The organism is Lactobacillus ultunensis DSM 16047 (assembly GCF_001436305.1).
Lineage (GTDB): Bacteria > Bacillota > Bacilli > Lactobacillales > Lactobacillaceae > Lactobacillus > Lactobacillus ultunensis.
The window spans coordinates 29583-46171 of sequence record NZ_AZFO01000014.1 but is presented as its reverse complement, the minus strand read 5'-3'; the positions used below and the strand labels follow the sequence as shown (position 1 = coordinate 46171).

Genomic DNA, 16589 nt, shown 5'->3' with positions numbered 1-16589 from the left:
CTACTTGACAGGGAATGTATCAAATTACATTTGACGTTTTATTTTCAATTCTAAAATACCGAAGTTAAAACAGCTCCTGCAACAATTAAGATCAAACCAATTGCGGTATAAATGTAGCCCTTCTTAGTTTTCTGTTCATGCAAGAAAATGCTACCACCAAGAGTTGAAATAACTACACATAATTGTGACATAACAAAAGCCAAGTTAACACCATTCAATTGAACAGAAATGATATATGAAAGTGCAGCTACCGCATAGATCACACCTGCTGGAATAACTTGATAGCTTTGCTTTTCTTTAAGGACTTTAACTTGTTTGGTACAAATTAAATAAATTAAAGTAGCAATCATCATACCAATAGTCTCACCCAAGAAGATCATTACTCCGTCACCCTTCAATGCCTTAGGGATTGAACTTGAAGTAATGTAACCTAAAGTGGTTAAAACTAAAACAATCATTGTAGTAGTTTGATTTTTCTTATTGCCCTCTGCCGTTCCTTTATCAGTTGAAGTAAAAGCTACACCAATAATTAAAGCTAAAATACCAATAAACCCGAATAACTTAGCCTGAGTACTGGCCCATTCACCAAATACAAGTACACCAACAAGTGGTACTCCAATCAGTTGCAAACCAGTAGAAATTGGCATGGTTTCAGAAACACCCACTTTTGAGTAACTGTAGTACTGACCAACTTGACCAATTACCCAAGCAGCTCCAGCCATCATTGCTAGTAAGAATGTAGTAGTGTTAAAAGCAGGTTGCTTGATAAGAGTAACAACAGCACCAAATATAAAGGCACCTAGAACAGAGCCGACAATCTGATGATAAATGTTACTCTTTTTAACCCCAGCCACAAACATTGGCATCAATCCCCAGCCAATTGCTGGAATAAACAGAAATAAATAAGCCATATTTTTCTCCCCTATGTAAAAAGTTACAAGAAGCATTCTATCAATGAAAACTCTTACATAGCAAACGAAAAATAAGCGAAATTTAAAGTGCTTTCAATCTAACAAAAAAATAGAGCTTTTTAATGAAAGCTCTATCTTTTCATTCTTAATGTATTGTATTTATTTCAATGCATCAGTTGCAAATGATCTATTCTCCAATGAGGTCAATAAGGCGTCTGCTGTATCTAATGCCGTAAGTAATGGTACATTCTGTTGAATTGCCATCTGTCTAATAATGAAGCCATCTGAATTCTTCTCAATATCGTGACCCATCGTATTGATAACCAAGTCGATCTTGTCATCCCGCAATTCACTCAAGATATTATCATCTGCTTGTTCATCCTCATGAACTTTAGTAACCAGATCTACATGCAAGCCGTTATTTCTAAGGAAGTCGGCAGTACCTTTCGTAGCAAAAATACGATAGCCAATTCTTGCAAATCTCTTAGCAATTGGCAAAATCTTTTCCTTATCACGATCTTCAATAGTTAACAATACGTTACCATTTTCTGGCAATTGCATCTTAGCACCAGCAAATGCTTTGTACAAAGCCTTAGCAAAAGTATGATCACTACCCATTACTTCGCCAGTTGATTTCATTTCAGGTCCTAAGTAGGAGTCAACATCAGCCAGCTTACTGAAGCTGAACACTGGTGCCTTAACACTGATCATATCTGGTTCTGGAGCCAAGCCATCGCTATAACCTTGCTCAGCCAAACTCTCACCCATAATTACACGAGTTGCAACTTGCGCCATTTCAATATCGGTAATCTTACTCAAAAATGGCACCGTTCTACTTGCACGTGGGTTTACTTCAATGACGTAGACCTCGCCGTTTCTAACAATAAATTGAATATTCATAATACCAATACAGTTTAAAGTTAAAGCTAATTTTCTAGTTACGTCAGTGATCTTTTCCTTAACCTCGTCAGAGAAAGTCTGTGGTGGGTAAACAGCCATCGAGTCACCTGAGTGAACCCCAGCATGTTCAATGTGTTCCATGATACCTGGAAGCAAGACGTCTTTGCCATCACAAATAGCATCAACATCACATTCACGACCATCTAAGTAATCATCAACTAAAATTGGGTGATCAGCTGCAATGTCTACATGATCATGCAAGTATTCTTCAAGTTCACTCTTGTTGTAGACAATTTCCATTGCCTTACCACCTAAAACATAGCTTGGCCGAACTAATACTGGGTAACCCAACTTGTCTGCAGCTTCAAGAACACCCTCATGGGTAGTAGCAGTCAAACCTTGTGGTTGATTCAAGTGCAACTTCTTGATAATTTCATCAAACAGCTCACGGTCTTCAGCGCGGTTAACGTCTTTAACCTTGGTACCTAAAATCTTAATACCATGTTTTTCTAATCCAGCTGCCAAATTGATTGAAGTTTGACCACCAAATTGAACAATAACGCCTTCTGGCTTTTCTAAGTCACAAACATTTAATACATCTTCTAAAGTCAATGGCTCGAAGTAAAGCTTATCTGAAATTGAGAAGTCGGTAGAAACTGTTTCAGGATTTGAATTGATAACAATAGCTTCATAACCCATCTTCTGCAAAGCTTTAACACAGTGAACAGTTGCATAGTCAAATTCTACACCCTGACCAATTCGAATTGGGCCAGAACCAATTACAATGACAGACTTCTTGCCAGATTTATGAGATTCATTTTCTGAATCATAAGTTGAATAGAAGTATGGCGTCTTTGATTCAAATTCTGCAGCACAAGTATCAACCATTTTATAAACTGGAATAATACCATTTTTCTTTCTAAAGTCTCTGACTTGATCTGTATCTTCATGCCAAAGATTGGCAATGGTTGGATCACTGAAGCCATATTTCTTGGCTAAGCGCAAGGTATCGACATCATCTTTATTTTCTTCAAGGGTATTTTCCATTTCAACCATGTGCTTAACGATATCTAAGAAATAGAAATTAATCTTGGTTAATTCGTGTACATCTTCCAAACTGTAGCCACGTCTAAATGCTTCTGCCAGATAAAAGAGACGATCATCTTGTGCCTTAACTAATTTTTGCTCAAGTTTATCATCACTTGCTTGATGAGCCTCTTTTGAATAAAGGTCTTTTTCGTCAATTTCCAAAGATCTAACTGCTTTTTGCATGGCTTCTTCTGCAGTTCTACCAATAGCCATAACTTCACCGGTGGCCTTCATTTGAGTCCCTAAAACTCTGTCAGCCTTAGGGAATTTATCAAATGGCCAACGTGGGATCTTGCAAACTACGTAGTCTAAAGCTGGTTCAAATTCGGCATAAGTTGTACCAGTCACAGGGTTCTTAATTTCATCCAAAGTCATCCCAACAGCAATCTTAGCTGCCATCTTAGCAATTGGATAACCTGTAGCCTTAGATGCTAAAGCACTTGATCTAGAAACTCTTGGGTTTACTTCAATGACATCGTAATTGAAACTGTTTGGATCTAAGGCTAATTGAACGTTGCATCCCCCTTCGATTTTCAACGCTCTAATCAAACGAAGAGAGCAATCTCTAAGCATTTGATATTCCTTATCAGACAAAGTTTGACTTGGAGAGAATACGATTGAATCACCCGTGTGAATACCTACTGGATCAAAGTTTTCCATACAGCAGACAATCATTGCATTGTCATCATGATCACGCATTACTTCAAATTCAATTTCCTTATAACCAGCAATTGACTTTTCAATCAAACATTCAGTTACAGGAGATAATTCCAAACCATTTTTAGCAATTTCAGCTAATTCTTCACGATTGTTACAGATACCGCCACCGGTACCCCCCATCGTAAATGCTGGACGAACAATGATTGGATACCCAATTTCATCACCAAAAGCTAAAGCATCTTCAACTGTATTAACAGTCTTAGAAGGTGGTACAGGTTCGCCCAATTTTTTACATAATTCTTTAAATTTCTCTCTGTCTTCAGCTTGTTCAATTGAATCTAACTTAGTACCGAGCAACTCAATATGCAGTTCATCTAAAATACCGGTTTTGGCTAATTCCATGGCCATGTTCAAACCAACTTGACCACCTAAAGTTGGTAAAATAGCATCTGGATATTCTTGACGAATAATTCTTGAAATTGATTCAACTGTCAGCGGCTCGATGTAGACCTTATCGGCAATAGTCGTATCAGTCATGATGGTAGCTGGGTTAGAGTTAACTAGGACAACTTCATAACCTTCTTCTCGAAGAGCTAAACAAGCCTGTGTACCAGAATAATCAAATTCTGCAGCTTGACCAATAATAATAGGTCCAGAACCAATCACCATAATTTTATGAATATCTGTTCTTTTAGGCATGACGCTCTTCTTCCTTTCTTTGATCAATCATGGACATAAAATCATCAAATAATGAAACTTCATCGTGTGGACCTGGCGTAGCATCTGGGTGGAACTGCACTGAAAATGCTGGATATTTCTTATGACGCAATCCCTCAACCGTGCCATCGTTTACTTCCACATGGGTAATCATCAAATTGTCTTTATCAACGGAGTCAGCCGCAACAGCATAACCATGGTTTTGTGACGTAAAACCGATATTGCCTGTGGCAATTTCACGGACAGGGTGGTTGAACCCACGGTGACCAAATTTCATCTTGTAAGTTTTGGCACCATTAGCTAAGGCAAACACTTGATGACCCATACAAATTCCAAATAATGGTACATGTTTTTCAACCTCACGGACCATCTTAGTTGCACCAATCATTTCTTCAGGATCACCAGGGCCATTTGATAAAAGTACACCATCTGGATGCAAATTAAGCACTTCTTCTGCACTTGCAGTGTATGGCAAAACAATACAGTTGCAGTCCCGTTCTGCCAATTCACGCAAGATACTGTGCTTGATACCAAAATCAATTACCACAATATTGCGTTTAGAGCCAGGAACTGGATATGAACTTTTAGTAGATACGCGACTAATCACGCCTTTAGTAACGTTTTCGGTTTGCAAAATTTTAGCAATTTTTTCTGCATCTTCCTTAGAATCAGCAATTCTACCCCGCAAAGTACCATGAACACGTAATTTTTTAACTAATTCACGAGTATCAATTCCCTGAATCCCTGGAATATTCAGATGTTCCAAGAACTTTGGCAAAGTAGTTTGCATTCTCCAGTTATCTGGATGACGGGCCACTTGGTGACAGATTACGCCTTTAATCTTAGGTTCTAGCGACTCATAGTCGGCCAAAGTAATTCCATAATTACCAATTAAAGGATTAGTGAATACCAAGATTTGATCCGCGTAACTTTGGTCAGTGATTGCTTCCTGATAACCGGTCATCCCTGTAGTAAAAACAACCTCTCCAGTAGTTTCGCAGTCAGCACCAAAGCCCTCACCTGCATAAACACTACCGTCTTCTAAAATTAAATAGCGCATCATTTTGCATCCCTTCTGTAGACAATCTGACCATCAACCATAGTCAATACAGTGGCACCATACACTTTATGACCAGTAAATGGAGTGTTGACGCCTTTTGACTTAAAGTCTTCTTCCTTAATCTTGCTTTCATGATCTAAATCAAATATGGCAATATCAGCTGGTTTGCCTGGTTCAAGTACTCCAGCATTTTTAAGACCGAAGACTTTAGCTGGCTTATCACTCATCAAGCTTAAAAGTTGTTCCAGTGTGAGGACTTTTTCGTTCTTTACAAACTTAGTATACAGAGTGCTAAAAGCAGTCTCACTCCCCGTAATTCCAAAGGCAGCCCCTTTCATTCCACCTTGCTTTTCGTTCTTAGCATGAGGTGCATGATCAGTAGCAATCAAATCGACCGTTCCATCAAGCAAACCAACCAACAATGCTGCTTGATCCTCTTTGCTTCTCAAAGGTGGGTTCATCTTGTAATAGCCATTATCCTTTGGAATATCATCCTGCGTTAACAAAATATGGTGTGGTGCTACTTCACAAGTAACGTTAATGCCGCGTGCTTTAGCCATCCGAACTAGCTCTACGCTAGTTTTAGTTGAGACATGACAAATGTGATAGTGAACGCCAGTCTTTTGTGCTAAAAGCAAGTCCCTGGCAATTTGTGTCGTTTCAGCTAATTCAGTAACAGGTGGCAAGTTCAATCTGTCTGAAACTCCTTCGTTAACTACACCATGGTTGAAAAGGGAATCATCTTGCGCATGCGTAGCAACAATCAAGTTATTTTCCTTTGCCTTCTGCATAGCTAAATACATAGTTTGAGCAGTTTGCACGCCATGTCCATCATTACTTACGGCAAAAGCACCAGCCTTTTTCAAACCGGCATAATCAGGAATTTCATCAGTGGTTTCTTCCTTGGTAATTGGACCATACTGAAAAATATGAACAATACCCTTTTGCTTGTTTTCTGCCACCATTTTTCTCATTAACTCTGGCGTATCAGGTACAGGAGTGACATTAGGCATTGCACCAACAGTAGTAAAACCTCCCGCGGCAGCTGCTTCACTTCCAGTTTTTATATCTTCCTTATAAGTTTGACCTGGATCACGATAGTGAACGTGGACATCAACCAACCCTGGTGAAACCAACTTATCTTGGGCATCAATTACTTGATCACCAGACAGATTAGTGCCAATTGCTTTAATTCGTTGATCCTCAATTAAAACATCAGCCTTGATTAAACGGCCATTTTGGTAAACCGTACCATTCTTAATTACTGTCTTCATTAGTCAAGTCCTCCTAATTTTCTACCACGCAGAACCGCTTCAATCATCGCCATTCTCATGAATACACCATTTTGCATTTGACGAACAAACATGCATTTATCGCTTTCTACCAAGTCCCCACTTAATTCAACATCATGATTGATTGGACCTGGGTGCATGATAATCGTATCTGGTTTTAGTTCGTTGTAACGTTTGTGATTAATACCATATTTTTCATGATAAGCTTTAGCATCAAATTTCTTTTCATTAGGATCCCCAGCATGACGTTCATGTTGGACTCTTAATAACATCATGACATCCATATTCGATACTAACTTATCCAATTCTTCATATTTGCCATACTTATCAAATTCTTTTGAGTACCAGTAACTTGGACCTGAGAAGTAGACTTCTGCACCCAATCTGGTTAAAAGCTCCATGTCACTCTTAGCTACTCTTGAATTAGTAATGTCACCAACAATAGCTACTTTCAAGCCTTTAAAGTGACCAAAGTGTTCATGAATAGTCATCATATCAAGCATGCATTGACTTGGATGTTGACCACTGCCGTCACCCGCATTGATTACCCCAATGTTTAAATGTTGATGTTCTTTTAAATTGATCAAATCATTGTAATATTCATTCTGTGAATGACGAATAACTTCCAAATTAACTCCTAAGGCATTCATGATTAAAGAAGTATCATATAAAGTTTCACCTTTATTGACGGATGAGTGAGCTGGATCAAAAGGTATGACAGTCAAACCCAGCTTTCTTTCAGCCATTTCAAAACTCGTATGAGTTCTACTGGAATCCTCAAAGAACATGTTGGTAACATAAACTGGCTTAGTTAAACGAGGAGTAGCTCCACCGCGTTTAAAGTATTCAGCTCGTTTAATCAAAGCTTCTACTTCATCAACATGTAAATTTTCAACACTTACAAAATGTGGTAAACTGACAAGATTTATATTTTCCATTTTCTGTTCTTTCTATACAAAAAAGCCTGAAGCATTTAATTGCTCCAGGCTTCCTTTTCCGTATTTTTGCATGCGAAAAATTAAGCAACCCTTCTGGCCCTCTCTGGAGTCAATTAAATGGTTGGATATTTATTTTTTACTATTTTATTTAGGCAAAGCTTTCAGTTCAACTGAATCTTTACCGTCCTTTTCAACTACATTAACAGCAACTTGTTCATCATTGGAAGTTGGCACATTCTTACCAACAAAATCAGCACGAATAGGCAACTCACGATGACCACGGTCAACTAGAACTGCAACTCTGATTGAACTTGGACGACCAACATGCATCAAAGCATCCATCGCAGCTCTAATGGTTCTACCGGTGTAGATCACATCATCTACTAGAACTACTCGCTTATCATCAATGTTAACGCCAACTTGATCGGAATTAACTACTGGATCTTGTTTAAGCGAAGCATCATGACGATCATCACGGTAAAGGGTGATATCCAGCTCACCGACTGGTACATCAACGCCTTCCAACTTTTGAGTACGATCATGAATGCGATTTGCAAGATAAACACCACGTGTCTTGATCCCCACTAGTACTAAATTATCAGTACCTTTGTTTTGCTCAATAATTTCATAAGTTATTCGGGTCAACGCACGCTTCATTGCCAGTGCATCCCATATCTCTTTTGCCATTAATATAGCCTCCTAATTCTGCCCATGAAAAAAGCTCCTAGCCTATTGAGACTAGGAGCTTTCAGTAAAGTCGAAACTTAATTTAAGCCTGCCTTGCTAGCCTCACGGGACTAATTTTAAAGGACATTCATTGATTTAAAGTTACTGTAATTAACTACGTTTGTCAAGACTTAATTAAAATTTACTTGACCAACTACATCATTAATATCTTTAATGCCCAATTTCTCTAGTTCTTGAGGCAATTCTTCAGCAATATGTTTAGAAGCAAGTTCATCGTGAAAATGCGCTGTACCCACAGCAACCGCATTTGCACCTGCCAACATAAATTCAACTACATCTTGAGCAGATTCAATACCACCCATACCAATAATAGGTAAATCTGTTGCTTGGCGAACTTGACTGATCATTCTAATAGCAATTGGTTTAATTGCTTCACCAGATAGACCACCCATATTGTGACCTAGAATTGGTTTTCTAGTTTTCACATCTATTTCCATTCCTAGAACCGTATTAATCATTGAGATCCCATCTGCTCCACCTTTTTCAGCGGCACGAGCAATCACAGTAATATCGGTCACATTGGGCGTCAACTTGACATAAATTGGAATATTGACCACTTTTTTGATATTTCTAGTCAATTCTTCAACGACATCGGGGTGAACACCGAAGCTCATTCCTCCGCGAGCGACATTAGGACAAGAAACATTAATTTCCAATGCATTCACTAACTTTGAATTCGAAAGTTTTTTAGCTACTTCAACATAATCGTCTTCGCTATCTCCACCAACACTGGCCATAATAGGCAAATTAGGATACTTACCACGTAATTTAGTCAACTTATCACTAATTACAGCGTCAACACCAGGATTAGTTAAACCGACTGAGTTTAAAACACCATCTTTTAACACTGCAATCTGCGGTTGTGGGTTCCCAGTTGTGGCATGTGGTGTAGTGGTTTTAATTACCATTGCCCCTAAATCATTCAAATCAAACTTATTGGCAACAGGCACATCGCCAAAACCAAATGTCCCACTAGCTGGCATTACTGGATTTTTTAAGTCTAAGCCTGGTAATTTTACGCATGTATTTGTCATATTTTCCCTCCAAAATGAATGCTCACAGACATTCGCTTATTTTTAGAGACGATTGTACACGCATTTTTTTATTTTTCAAAGTAAAAAATTTATATTGTTTTTTTAAAGTTAAGGTGTTAAACTTCAACTTGATTAAACTTTAAACGGTACAGAGAGACCGCAAGTGCAAAATATTGACTTAATTTATCTTAGGAAAGGTCTATTCCAAGTGTCTCTCTGCGCTTAGAATAGACTTTTTTTGTGGAGGAAAAATGAGTAGACCAGTCATTGTCGCGTTAGATTTAGATAACGAAGAACAATTGAATAAAATTTTAAGTAAACTGGGTGAACCTAAAGATGTCTTCATCAAAGTTGGAATGGAACTTTTTTACAATGAAGGTCCTAAGGTTGTTAAAGAATTAGCCGACAAAGGTTACCAAATTTTCTTAGACCTTAAGATGCAAGATATCCCTAATACTGTTTACAACGGTGCTAAAGCCTTAGCTAGATTAGGAATTACTTTCACCACCATTCATGCCCTAGGTGGCAGTCAAATGATTAAAGCTGCCAAAGATGGCTTAATTGCAGGCACGCCTGTTGGTAAAACCGTACCCAAGCTACTCGCCGTTACTGAGTTAACTTCTATATCTGATGAAATCTTAGCTCATGAACAAAACTGTTCTTTATCTATGAAAGAACAAGTTCTAAGCTTAGCAAAAACTGCTAAAAAAGCTGGTGCAGATGGTGTAATTTGTTCACCATTAGAAGTAAAAGAACTACACGAAAAAATCGGAGACGACTTCCTGTACGTTACTCCAGGCATTCGACCAGACGGCAATGCCAAAGATGATCAAAGAAGAGTTGCTACACCAGCAAAAGCAAAAGAATGGGGTTCAAGTGCTATCGTAGTGGGTAGACCGATTACTTTAGCTTCTGACCCAGCTGCCGCATACCAAGCAATTAAGAAGGAGTTTAACTAAAATGCATAAAGATCAAATTATCAGTCAACTTATTAAAGAAAAAATTATTACTATTTCACCTGACAAGCCTTTCACTTATGCCAGCGGGATGCTTTCACCTATCTATACAGATTTGCGTCTGACCGTTTCCTATCCTGAACTGCGTGAAATGATCGCTAGCGACTTAGCTAACTTGATTGCTAAAGAATTCCCAGAAGCTACAATCATTGGTGGAGTTGCTACAGCAGGTATCCCTCATGCTGCCTGGGTTGCTGATAAACTCCACTTGCCAATGATCTACGTTCGTCCGAAGCCAAAAGATCACGGCAAGGGTCGTCAAATTGAAGGACGTTTCACTAAAGACGACAAGATTGTTTTAATCGATGACTTAATCACCACTGGTGGTTCAGTACTTAATGCTGTCAAAGCAACTGAAAAAGATGGTGGTCACGTAATCGGCGTATCATCAATTTTCACCTACTACTTGCCAGATGCAAAGGAGAACTTCAAAAAAGCAAACATTAAATATGCTCCCCTTCTTTCTTACCCAGAACTTCTAAAAAAAGAAAATGAATCAGGTCACATTTCTAGTGATCAATATGATGTATTAAAGACCTGGCATGAAGACCCATGGGCATGGGGCAAAAAATTTGAAAAATAAAAAGCTGACAGAAATTAACAATTTAATTAATCAAACAATTTCATCTAAACAGTTGTCAAAATCAAGCCCATATGATATAAAATTAATATACATATAGGGAGTAACCGACAAATAATTGTATTCATGGCGTCATATCACGAAAGCAATTTCCGCTGTGAATTTAAATGGTGAGACTATGTACAAACTTTTCAAGTTTGGCATAGTCTCTTTTTTTATCCGTAACTAGCCTAGATTCTGGAGGACTTTTTATGAAACAGTATTATCTACAATCCAAAGCTGAAGTTTTGCAAGAATTCAAAACTTCTAACGATGGTTTAACCTCTAGCCAGGCCAAGGAGAATCTGGCAAAGTATGGTGAAAACGCCCTAATCGAAGGCAAAAAGAAAACTGCCCTGCAAGTCTTTTTCGAACAATTCAAAGACTTAATGGTCATCATCCTAATCATCGCTGCCGTTATTTCCGCATTCACTGGTGATTTAGAAAGTACGTTGGTCATTATTGCAGTTTTAATCTTGAACGCAGTTTTAGGAACGGTTCAACATATCAAAGCCGAAAAATCGCTGGAGTCACTTAAATCTCTCTCCTCGCCTAGTGCTAAAGTCTTACGTAACGGTGAAAAGATTGAGATCGATTCCAAAAATGTTGTTCCTGGCGACATCATGCTTCTAGAAGCCGGCGACATGGTAACTGCCGACGGTCGCATTCTGGACAATTTTTCTTTGCAAGTCAATGAAAGTTCCTTGACTGGGGAGTCGACCAACATCGATAAGGCTGACATAGATTTCGATCATGAGATTCCTTTAGGCGATCGACTTAATATGGTTTATTCCAGTTCGCTAGTCACCTACGGTCGGGCCAATGTTTTGGTTACCAATACTGGGATGAATACCGAAATTGGTAAAATTGCATCCCTCATGAACGAAACTAAAGAACGTCACACTCCATTACAGGTTTCACTTGACAAATTTTCTTCCAAATTGGCAACTGCTATTCTAATCATCTGTGCTGTCGTGCTCGGTTTGCAGATTTGGCGGGGGCAGCCAATTATGGACGCCTTACTCTTTGCTGTTGCTTTAGCCGTAGCCGCAATTCCGGAAGCCTTGAGTTCAATCGTGACTATCGTACAGGCCATGGGTACACAAAAGATGGCAAAAGAAAATGCTATCATTAAAAACCTGGCGGCCGTTGAATCTCTTGGGTCCGTATCTGTAATTTGTTCTGACAAAACCGGTACTTTAACCCAAAACAAGATGACTGTTGAAGACATTTATATCGGTGGCGAGGTGCTTAAGCCTAACCAATTGAATTTGGATAACCAACTCCACCGCTACCTGCTCTACGATGCAGTGCTAAATAATGACTCTTCATTAAAAAACGGGAAGAGCATCGGTGACCCAACTGAATCAGCTTTATTAGAAATGTATCGTCAAGTCCCCGGTATCAATCTTGGCAACAAGCAACTGGGATTGTCCGAAAGCGACCTGCGTGGTTTGCTCGACAGAAAGCAAGAAATTCCATTTGACTCTGATCGTAAGTTGATGAGTACCAAGCATCTAATTCATACGGTACCAACTATTTTTGTCAAGGGTGCAATCGATGTGTTGCTCGACCGTTGTGACAATATTCGGTTCGAAGATGAAGTTCGCCCAATCACTGAGCAAGATAAAAGAGATATTTTAGTTCAAAATAATCGCTTTTCAGAAAATGGTTTACGGGTTTTGACCTTTGCCTACAAAGAAAGCAATGAAGACTTAACCATTGACAACGAAAAAGATTTTACCTTCCTTGGCTTAGTTTCTGAAATGGATCCACCACGTAAAGAAAGTATCGCTGCAGTTGCTCGGGCTAAAAAAGCCGGCATCCGTACAGTCATGATCACTGGTGACCACAAGGTAACTGCAGTCGCTATTGCCAAAAAGATTGGAATTTTCACCGATGACGATATTGCTGTGACTGGTCTGGAATTAGACAAAATGAACGATGAGGAATTGGAACAAAAGATTGAAAAGATCGCTGTTTATGCTCGGGTTTCACCAGAAAACAAGATCCGTATCGTCAATGCCTGGCAAAAGAAAGATCACATTGTTTCTATGACTGGCGATGGAGTTAACGATGCACCTGCTTTGAAGAAAGCGGATATCGGCGTAGCCATGGGAATTACTGGTACCGAAGTCTCTAAAGATGCCGCCAGCATGATCTTAGCTGATGACAACTTTGCTACGATCATTAAGGCTGTAGCCAACGGACGGACAGTTTTTGAAAATATTAAAAACGCAATCATGTATCTCCTTTCTGGTAACTTGTCCGCAATTATCACTGTTCTTTTTGCCTCAATTGGTGGCTTCTCTGTACCGTTCATTGCAGTTCAACTGCTTTTCATCAACCTGGTGACTGACTCTTTGCCAGCTTTAGCAATTGGAATGGAACCAGGTGCACCAGATGTGTTGAGCAGAAAACCACGTGATCCTAAGGTTGGCATTTTAGACAAAAGCTTGGTTACCCAAGTTGCTGCCCAAGGAGCACTGATTTCTGTTGGCGTCATTTGTGCCTTTATGATTGGTCGACAAACTAGCCCTGCTGTTGCCTGCACCATGGCTTTCTCTACTTTGACTTTTGCCAGATTGCTCCACGGTTTCAATTGCCGTTCACAGCACAGTATTTTTAAACTTGGCTTTAAGAACAACTGGTACAGTTTAGCCGCCTTTGCTGTAGGAACTTTGCTTTTAGCATTAATTCTTTTTATTCCAGCTTTGCACAGCCTATTTGCAGTTACACCATTAACTGACAACCAACTACTTTGGATCATCGGCTCAGCCTTAGCTCCAACCATTTTGATTCAAATTATGAAAGTAATCAGTGAACAAAGAAGATAATTAGAAACGGTTCTGTTTTTTCGCAGAACCGTTTTTTTCTTGGGTATTTTTTTGTTAGGATAGAGATGTATTTAAATGTAATGAGGATATAACAAACAATGATAAAAAATGCGAAACAAATATTGCGAAGACCATTTACTACTAATATAACCGCTCGTCTCATACGTGCAATTGCAGTTGGTCTAGTTACTGGGCTGATCGTTAGTATCTTCCGTTGGATTATTGATCAAACAATGCAACTGCTTTATCAGCTTTACCCACAAATGGCAGCTCATCAAGTTTTGATTCTTCCCTATATTCTATTAATGATAGTTATTAGTTTTATACTAGGGAAAATCACCGCACCTTACCTTGATCAAGTTATTGGCTCTGGCGTTCCACAAATTGAGGCTATTTTTCTTAATGAAAACCAAATGCCATGGTGGTCAATTCTCTGGCGTAAATTTATTGGCGGACTTTTAGCAATTTGCCCAGGTTTAATGTTAGGTCGGGAGGGTCCCTGTATTGAAATGGGAGCTATGGTTGGCCAAGGACTAGCAGAAAAAACTTTCAAAACCGACGCAGAAGGACTTAAAGAAATGCAAGAATGCGGTGTGGCTGCAGGATTAGCTGCTGCTTTTAGTGCACCCATTGCTGGAGCACTTTTCTTAGTCGAAGAGATTTCTTTCAGTTTCAAACCTAGAAAAGTTATTTCTATTTTGGCGGCCACTTTTTCCGCTGATTTCATGACTATCCTTTTCTTCGGTAACAAACCCTGCCTATACTTGCCAGTAAACGGATATTTACCAGTAAAAATATACTGGTCATTACCATTAATTGGTATTGCATTAGGCTTACTAGCTTATCTCTACCAATATGTCTTGTTAAGTTTAAAACCGTGGTTTAGCAAAATAAAGAAACTGCCAGCCGCATACCACAGCATTATTCCATTTGTCTTAATTATCCCCGTTGGACTTTGGAACGCTCGTTTATTAGGTGGTTCCCATGTACTAATTGATGATTTATTCAATAATAATCTTGGCTTACACCAAATCAATTCTTGGAGCTTTATCACAATTCCTATTTTGCTCTTTATGATTCGCTTTATTTTCTCAATGCTCTCATATGGTTCATCAGTTCCCGGATGTATTTTTATGCCAATCCTGGTACTTGGTGCTCTTTTAGGCATTATTTGCGCTAACTTATTGATTAAAGCAGAAATCATCACACCAATGTACTACCCACACATTTTGGTTATTTCTATGGCTGCCTACTTCGGAGCAATCGAAAAAGCCCCATTCACTGCAATTATGCTACTAACAGAAATGGTAGGTACGATCCAACAAGTTCTACCAATGATTATCACAGTTTTCTTTGCTTACTACGTCCTCGATCTATTGGGCGGTAAACCAATCTATGAAGCTCTACGCTTACAAATGAATTATCATAAATTGAATTAAAGAAGCTATGCACGACTCTTGTCGCGCATTTTCTTTTGCTCTAACATTGAACTTATATAGAAAGTAGATGTGATTATGCGACACTTTAAATTTTTAAAGAAAATAATTGTTTTAACTATGTTATTAGGCGCAGTTGGTTCAGTGGAAATATTCTGTCCGCCTACCAACGTACAAGCAACCGCACATAAAAAAATAAGAAACAGAAGAAAAGTTACTAAGATTAAAATTTATTCTGGCAGGAAAACCAGGAAAATCAAGCAGAAAAAGAGCAAATCTAAGAAAAATCGTATTCCAACTGCGAATGTTTTAATCTACTTAAACTCTCACAATCCCGATTATGAATTAGTTCAAAAAGCAATGAAAGCATGGAATAAAACCAAAGCTTTTCGCTTTAGACAAGTTAAGAATCTTAAAAAAACTAATATTTTAATCACTAGCGGCAATTATGGTGAGACAACTTGGGCATGAATGACTCAAATGGCAAATGTTCCTCGTGGATATCTTTATGGTTCAATCATTTACCTTAATGATTACTATCTCAATCAACTCAGTTCTCATATTCAACTAGCAGTGGCTGAACATGAATTAGGTCATGCAATTGGCTTAAATCATAATGACACTGAACCATCTGTTATGAATCCAGCTGTATCAGATGAAAATGCCTATACTATTCAAAAATGTGATATTGAAGCAGTAAAAAGAATTTATCACAAGAGATAACAAAAATGGTTGTCAAAATGACAACCATTTTTTAATACTAAAGATAAAACTTTATTTTTTCAGTATCAAAATAAAGCTTCCATTTTTCGCAAATATACTCATACTGAGCAGATATAACATCACTTAACTTATTGATGTCGTGATTACTAATTTTACTTCCATTAGTAGCCAGAATACAACCATGATCACTTGTTAACCAGAATTTAGTTGCATGTTTAGTAGGTCTTCCTTTAGAAACATGCACATGTATTGGTTCATTGTTTTCATTTGACCAAAAGTAAATCAAGTAACCAGAAACTGAAAACAAATTAGGCATTATTAATTCCACCTAAACGTGCATATTTATAAACCATTGCTGCATTTTGATGTGAGAATTGTTCAAATTCCTTGATCTTTTTATCACTAAATCCTTCATTGAAAAGCCACTTATACTGCGGCAAAGCAATACGTGCTTCCCTAAAGCCATTTTTACACGGCTGTTCAAAATTTATCCAAACTGAGTTATCTTTCTTTATCTCTGAATGAGTGACTATCAATTCATTTGGAAATTCAATATATGGATAAAGCATTTTTTTACCTTTTCTTATGAAAAAATCTAACATAGTTTTCT

At 38.3% G+C, this 16589-nt stretch carries 15 protein-coding genes; 6 read left to right on the top strand and 9 right to left on the bottom strand.

The window, feature by feature from the left end; translation table 11 throughout:
- Positions 1–50: 50 nt before the first annotated feature.
- The 7 genes from FC57_RS05560 to FC57_RS05530 form a co-directional block, all read right to left on the bottom strand.
- The gene (locus tag FC57_RS05560; RefSeq protein WP_040529751.1) at positions 51–911 is read right to left on the bottom strand and encodes a GRP family sugar transporter; all 861 of its coding nucleotides are present in this window, start codon (positions 909–911) and stop codon (positions 51–53) included.
- A 159-nt stretch (positions 912–1070) separates the two neighbouring features.
- Positions 1071–4259, bottom strand: a complete 3189-nt coding sequence (gene carB / locus FC57_RS05555) for a carbamoyl-phosphate synthase large subunit (RefSeq protein ID WP_007126398.1) — start codon at positions 4257–4259, stop codon at positions 1071–1073.
- Positions 4252–5337 (bottom strand): glutamine-hydrolyzing carbamoyl-phosphate synthase small subunit, encoded by a 1086-nt coding sequence (gene carA / locus FC57_RS05550; protein WP_040529874.1) that lies wholly within the window; start codon positions 5335–5337, stop codon positions 4252–4254. The genes carB and carA overlap by 8 nt, the downstream gene beginning before the upstream one ends.
- On the bottom strand, positions 5337–6611 hold the full coding sequence (locus FC57_RS05545) for a dihydroorotase (protein ID WP_007126400.1): 1275 nt from the start codon (positions 6609–6611) through the stop codon (positions 5337–5339). The genes carA and FC57_RS05545 overlap by 1 nt, the downstream gene beginning before the upstream one ends.
- Entirely contained in the window at positions 6611–7567 is a 957-nt protein-coding gene (locus tag FC57_RS05540) for an aspartate carbamoyltransferase catalytic subunit (protein WP_007126401.1), read from the bottom strand. The genes FC57_RS05545 and FC57_RS05540 overlap by 1 nt, the downstream gene beginning before the upstream one ends.
- A gap of 144 nt (positions 7568–7711) precedes the next feature.
- On the bottom strand, positions 7712–8254 hold the full coding sequence (gene pyrR / locus FC57_RS05535) for a bifunctional pyr operon transcriptional regulator/uracil phosphoribosyltransferase PyrR (protein ID WP_007126402.1): 543 nt from the start codon (positions 8252–8254) through the stop codon (positions 7712–7714).
- Between the two features lie 170 nt (positions 8255–8424).
- Positions 8425–9348 (bottom strand): dihydroorotate dehydrogenase, encoded by a 924-nt coding sequence (locus FC57_RS05530; protein ID WP_007126403.1) that lies wholly within the window; start codon positions 9346–9348, stop codon positions 8425–8427.
- A gap of 251 nt (positions 9349–9599) precedes the next feature.
- Between FC57_RS05530 and pyrF the strand changes: the two genes are divergently transcribed.
- From pyrF to FC57_RS11260, 6 genes are all read left to right on the top strand, one after another.
- A complete protein-coding gene (gene pyrF / locus FC57_RS05525) occupies positions 9600–10307 on the top strand; it encodes an orotidine-5'-phosphate decarboxylase (RefSeq protein WP_007126404.1) in 708 nt (235 codons plus the stop codon).
- A 1-nt stretch (position 10308) separates the two neighbouring features.
- Positions 10309–10947 (top strand): orotate phosphoribosyltransferase, encoded by a 639-nt coding sequence (gene pyrE, locus FC57_RS05520; protein WP_007126405.1) that lies wholly within the window; start codon positions 10309–10311, stop codon positions 10945–10947.
- A 248-nt stretch (positions 10948–11195) separates the two neighbouring features.
- A complete protein-coding gene (locus tag FC57_RS05515) occupies positions 11196–13820 on the top strand; it encodes a cation-translocating P-type ATPase (protein ID WP_007126406.1) in 2625 nt (874 codons plus the stop codon).
- Between the two features lie 98 nt (positions 13821–13918).
- Entirely contained in the window at positions 13919–15259 is a 1341-nt protein-coding gene (locus tag FC57_RS05510; RefSeq protein WP_007126407.1) for a ClC family H(+)/Cl(-) exchange transporter, read from the top strand.
- Between the two features lie 75 nt (positions 15260–15334).
- A complete protein-coding gene (locus tag FC57_RS11265) occupies positions 15335–15727 on the top strand; it encodes a zinc metalloprotease (RefSeq protein ID WP_007126408.1) in 393 nt (130 codons plus the stop codon).
- Between the two features lie 9 nt (positions 15728–15736).
- A complete protein-coding gene (locus tag FC57_RS11260) occupies positions 15737–15979 on the top strand; it encodes a matrixin family metalloprotease (RefSeq protein WP_236695709.1) in 243 nt (80 codons plus the stop codon).
- 37 nt (positions 15980–16016) lie between these two features.
- Here the strand turns inward: FC57_RS11260 and FC57_RS05500 are convergent, their stop codons facing one another.
- On the bottom strand, positions 16017–16295 hold the full coding sequence (locus tag FC57_RS05500; protein ID WP_007126410.1) for a DUF4160 domain-containing protein: 279 nt from the start codon (positions 16293–16295) through the stop codon (positions 16017–16019).
- The gene (locus FC57_RS05495) at positions 16288–16581 is read right to left on the bottom strand and encodes a hypothetical protein (RefSeq protein WP_007126411.1); all 294 of its coding nucleotides are present in this window, start codon (positions 16579–16581) and stop codon (positions 16288–16290) included. Before FC57_RS05495 ends, FC57_RS05500 begins: the two co-directional genes overlap by 8 nt.
- Between the last annotated feature and the right edge of the window lie 8 nt (positions 16582–16589).